Origin of the sequence: Inquilinus limosus MP06 (assembly GCF_000767795.1) — a bacterium.
Taxonomy (GTDB): domain Bacteria; phylum Pseudomonadota; class Alphaproteobacteria; order DSM-16000; family Inquilinaceae; genus Inquilinus; species Inquilinus limosus_E.
Map to the genome: position 1 here is coordinate 1 of NZ_JANX01000519.1, position 4,550 is coordinate 4,550.

Annotated in this window: 6 protein-coding genes; all 6 read right to left on the bottom strand. The window is 70.7% G+C overall.

The window, feature by feature from the left end; genetic code table 11:
* Positions 1 to 197: 197 nt before the first annotated feature.
* Positions 198 to 722, bottom strand: a complete 525-nt coding sequence (locus P409_RS27395) for a Dps family protein (RefSeq protein WP_034845850.1) — start codon at positions 720 to 722, stop codon at positions 198 to 200.
* Positions 723 to 761: 39 nt separating this feature from the next.
* Positions 762 to 1,913, bottom strand: a complete 1,152-nt coding sequence (locus P409_RS27400) for a porin (RefSeq protein ID WP_034845853.1) — start codon at positions 1,911 to 1,913, stop codon at positions 762 to 764.
* Between the two features lie 33 nt (positions 1,914 to 1,946).
* Positions 1,947 to 2,180, bottom strand: a complete 234-nt coding sequence (locus P409_RS27405; protein ID WP_034845854.1) for a DUF1427 family protein — start codon at positions 2,178 to 2,180, stop codon at positions 1,947 to 1,949.
* A gap of 64 nt (positions 2,181 to 2,244) precedes the next feature.
* Positions 2,245 to 2,907 carry a hydrolase gene (locus P409_RS27410; protein ID WP_034845856.1) on the bottom strand — a complete coding sequence of 221 codons (663 nt, stop codon included), beginning with the start codon at positions 2,905 to 2,907 and terminating at the stop codon, positions 2,245 to 2,247.
* Positions 2,908 to 3,083: 176 nt separating this feature from the next.
* Complete coding sequence (locus tag P409_RS27415; protein WP_081991828.1) at positions 3,084 to 4,016, bottom strand: LysR family transcriptional regulator; 933 nt, start codon at positions 4,014 to 4,016, stop codon at positions 3,084 to 3,086.
* A gap of 295 nt (positions 4,017 to 4,311) precedes the next feature.
* The coding region (locus tag P409_RS41310) for a hypothetical protein (protein ID WP_034845859.1) at positions 4,312 to 4,550 on the bottom strand (239 nt) is incomplete at its 5' end.

Here is a 4,550-nt window from a genome sequence, read left to right on the forward strand (position 1 = left end):
CATAGCAGAACGGGCACATCAGGTCGTACCAGTGCAGCACCCGCCGCGCGCCGTCCGGGCCGTCGCCCCGGATCAGCTGGTCGATCGGCGGGAGGTCGTTCGCGTGGCCTGCCATGACGGTCCTTCGGGCCGCGGGCCCGGATCGCTGCGTGCTGAGTGGCGGGGCCGGCCGGCGGCCGGCCCCTGCCGGGGACGGATCAGGCGTTCGAGCCGGGCGGCCGGTGCGCCGACTCGTAGAGGAACCAGGTGCGGCGCTCGGTCTCGTCGATCCAGTTCTCGAGCAGGCTGGCCGTGGCGACGTCGCCGTATTCGTCGCAGGTGTTGTGGACCTGCCGCATCGCCTGGGTCAGCCGCAGATTGTCGTCGCGCAGCTCGGCCAGCATGTCCTGCGGGTCGACATGGTCGGCGTCGTTGTCGGGGATGCGCTGGTGACGGGCGATGTCGCCGATCGACTTCAGCGTCTGGGCGCCGATCTTGCGGCCCCGCTCCGCGATGTCATCGGTCATGGCGAACAGCTGGTCGCCATGCTCGTCCAGCAGCAGGTGGTAGTCGCGGAAATGCGACCCGCTCATGTGCCAGTGGAAGTTCTTCGTCTTCAGGTACAGGGCGAAGACGTCGGCCAGCAGGCCCCGCAGCGCGGCGCCGATGTCCCTGGTCGCGTCGGCGGAAAGGTCGGTCAGCCCGCCCGGACGGCGGGCGGTGCTCGGGGTTCCGGAGCTCATGATACGGTCTCCTCCAGGTTGGTCTACGTGCTGTCCGGCTCAGAAGGTCAGCGTCGTGCCGACGGTCAGGGCCGAGGTTTCGAAGTCGTCGCCGGTGCGGAACCCGTTCCGTTCGTAGCGGAGCTCGCCGAACAGGTTGAGTCCCGGCGCCAGACTGTACACCACAGTTCCGATCACACTGTGATTGGCCTGAAGGTCGCGGCCATCGGTGAAGGACGAGCGCAGCGCGTTGCCCTTCCCGGCGATGGTGGCGGCATAGCCGATCGAGGCCAGCCAGGGACCCGTCGTGTAGGACAGGTCGCCGACGATGGAATCGATCGCCTTGCCGGTCTGGTACAGGCCGGCGAAATGGGTCCAGTTCACGCTGGCCCAGACGCCGTCGGCGAAGCCGGCCTGGCCGCCGAGGGTGTAGGCCTCGACATCGTGATGGCCGGCGACGCCGTTGCCGGTGACCGCGGTGGCGGCCAGGCGCACCGCCGTGCCGCCGAAAGTCCGGCTGAAGTCGAGGCCGGCGGTGACCACGTTCTCGTACAGGGTGCTGCCGTCGTCGGTCAGGTCGTTGCGGCCGCCATTGCCGGCATGGCCGGCACCGCCGACCACGGGCGTGAAGTCGATGCCGAAGGTCAGGCCGCCGAGGCTCGGCGACAGGTACTTGATCCGGGTATCCTTGTTGCTGAGCCCGCTGATCGTGTCGTAGGCGGCCACGGCGAAGAACCGGTCGCTGCCGCCGAAGCTGGTGGCCGGGCTGCGGAAGCTGTCGGCCCAGTCGGTGTCGAGGCCGAATCGCGGCGCCAGGGTCTGGTGGGCGTACACCGTGCCGATGTCGTCGGCGATGATCACGGAATCGCCGAGGGTGATCGTGCCGAACCCGCCCTTCACATAGATGTAGGTGCGGTCGACCACGACGTTGTTGCGGCGGTCGATAGCGCTGAAGCGGATGCGGCCGCCATATTCCAGGCCGGAATCGGTGACGCTGACGACGTCGAACTGCAGCCGCCCGCCGCTGGCGAAGTCATAGTCGCGGTCCATCCCGGACCGGCGGCTGTCGGTCAGCACCGCGCCGGCCAGGAAGCCGATGCGGCCGGAGATCTTCAGCTGCAGGCCAGAGGTGACGGGGGAATCGCCGGCCCGGGCGGGACATGCGACGGCAACGGCCGCCAGCACGGCCGTGCAGAGCACGCTGGATGTCATCAGAACCTCGGTTGGCGGGCAGCGTCGCGCCCCTCAGGGGCGGCGGATGTCCGACCCCGGTGTGGCCGGAGGTGCCTCGGCGGCGGGAGTGTCGGGCCTCGCCGGATCGACCAACTGCCGGGCCAGCGGCACCGCCTGCTCGCCCAGCAGGATGCCGAGCAGCCCGAGCAGCGCGATGGCGGGCGGCGCGGGCGAGCGCACGCCGAGCAGCGCATAGACGGCGCCGACCAGCAGGCCGGCCCCCAGCGAGAGGAGATAGGGTTTCATGGACGGCATCCCGCAGCCCCGGGCGGGCGGCGCTGCCGCAACCCGCCCGCGGCCGGCGACGGGGTCAGGCCTTGCGGCCGTCCTGGGCGTGGAACATCGCCTTGACGTACTGGATGCCGACGCCGAAGGCGCCGCCGAACTTCATGGCGATGCCGGTGGTCAGCTCATAGGTCTCCAGCCGGGCCCAGTCGCGCTGCAGCTCCAGCAGGTAGGTCAGCGCCGTGATCGGGCGGGCGCCGGCCTGGATCATGCGCTCGACCGCGCGCTCATGCGCCTCGGGCGTGCAGTCGCCGCAGGCGTCGGTGACGACATAGACCTCGAAGCCCTGCTCCAGCGCCGACAGTACCGGGCCGTTGCAGCAGACCGAGGTCCACAGCCCGGCGATCACCAGCCGGTCGCGGCCGACGGCGTTGACCCGGCGGACGAAATTCTCGTCCTCCCAGGCGTTCGAGGTGGTGCGGTCGGTGATCTCCGCATCCGGAAAGGCCTCGGTGACCTCGGTGAACAGCGGGCCGGCGAAGCTCTCGCGCGAGATCGTCGAGATGATCGTCGGCACGTTGAAGCCCTTGCCCGCATGGGCGAGGATTCCGGCATTGGTGCGCAGGCTGGTGATGTCGATCGACTTGGTGTTGAACGCCATCTGCGACTGGTGGTCGACCAGGATCAGCGCATGATCGGTCGGGCTCAGCAGGGTCCGGGCAGGCTTGGCGATCGCTGTGATGCTCACGTCGTCGTCCTTTCAGGGGGCGGTCTGTCGACTTGGGTCCGGCGGGCGGCATGGCGGGCGCCGATCGTCCGATCGGGCCGGCGGCCATCGCCTCGCCGGGCGGACAGGACCCTACGACGGGGCCCTTCGGCCCGGGACCCGGCATCTCGGCGGAATTCGATCCGCAGGATTGCGCATCAGCGCCCGGCGCCGCCGGCGATCCCGCGGCCCTCGATGACGTCGCGCTGCCGCAGGATCGCCCGGGCGCAATGCTCCATGAAGGCATAGACCCGGCCCGATCTGCGGATGTCGGGATGGGTCAGGATCCACAGCTCGTCGAACACCTCGCGCTCGACCGGGCTGAGGCGCACCAGACCCGGCACCAGGTCGCCATGCATGCAGGGCAGGAAGCCGATGCCGATGCCGGCGGCGATCGCCGCCCCCGCCCCGGCGACGGAGTTGCTGCGGTAGACGATGCTCTCCGCCGGCACGCGGTCCTCGACGAAGCGATGGGCCCTGAGCCGGGACAGGCCGCTGCCATAGGACACCCATGGGCGCCGGACGAGGTCATCGAGGCCGGGCGAGGCGCCGACATGGTCGATCCGGCGGCCGTAGACCGCCCAGGCGATGGTCGCGACCTTGCGGCCGAACAGGTTCTCCGGCGGTGCCGCGGTGGTGGCGCGGAAGGCGATGTCGGAATCGCCGCGCGCCAGGTTCAGCGCCCGGTTCTTGACGATCACCTCGATGCAGATCTCCGGGTTGGCGGCCCGGAACCCGGCGATGATCGGGGTCAGGAAATCCAGCAGTAGCGCGTCGCTGGTGGTCACCCGCAACTGGCCGGCATGGCCCTGCACATGGCTGGAGACGCGGCGCGTGACGCCGAGGATGTCCTGCTCGACCCGTCCGCCGAGGGCGACCATCTCGGCCCCCGCCCCGGTGGCGGCGTAGCCGCTGCGACGCCGGTCGAACAGCGCCACGCCCAATGCCTCCTCGACCGCGGCGAGGCGGCGGGAGACGGTGGAATGGTTCAGGCCCAGCGCCTTGGCCGCGGCGGCGAGGCCGCCGCTCTCGCCGATCGCCTTGACGATGCGCAGATCGTCCCATGAGAGCTTGTGGAGAGGATCGGCCATGCTGCCCCTGCGGATGCGGGTCGCGCCGGCCGCTGCTGGTTCCGTCGAGCCGGCCCTGGCGCGGCGCCCCGCGCGTGACGATGGCCTCAGTCTTGGACCGCGGCGGGGGCGCTTGGCAAGACGGGCCGATGCGGCCTCCCTGCCCCGGCCGGCAACGGCCCGGCGTCACGACGCACACGGAATGAAAACCGGGGCCGCGTCATGGCGCGGCCCCGGGGTGGCGACAGGGCGAAGCCTTGTCGGTCATGGCGCGGCAGGAGGATCTCCTGCCCCGGCGAGCCGCCGGCCGCCGGCTCTAACTGTTTACTGTGATGGTGACGAAGCCGTTGCCGCTATGGGCGCCGTCCTTGTAGCCGATGTTGGTCGGCGGGTTCGCGGGGTCGAGGACCGGCACGTAGCTGGAGCCGCCACCACCACCGCCGCCGCCACCCTTTCCGGCGCTGCCGACGCCGTTGTCCATGCCGCCGCCGCCGCCGCCGCCGGCGTAGCCCGCGCCGCCGCCACCGCCGGCCCAGCCGTGGTTGTACGAGGTGC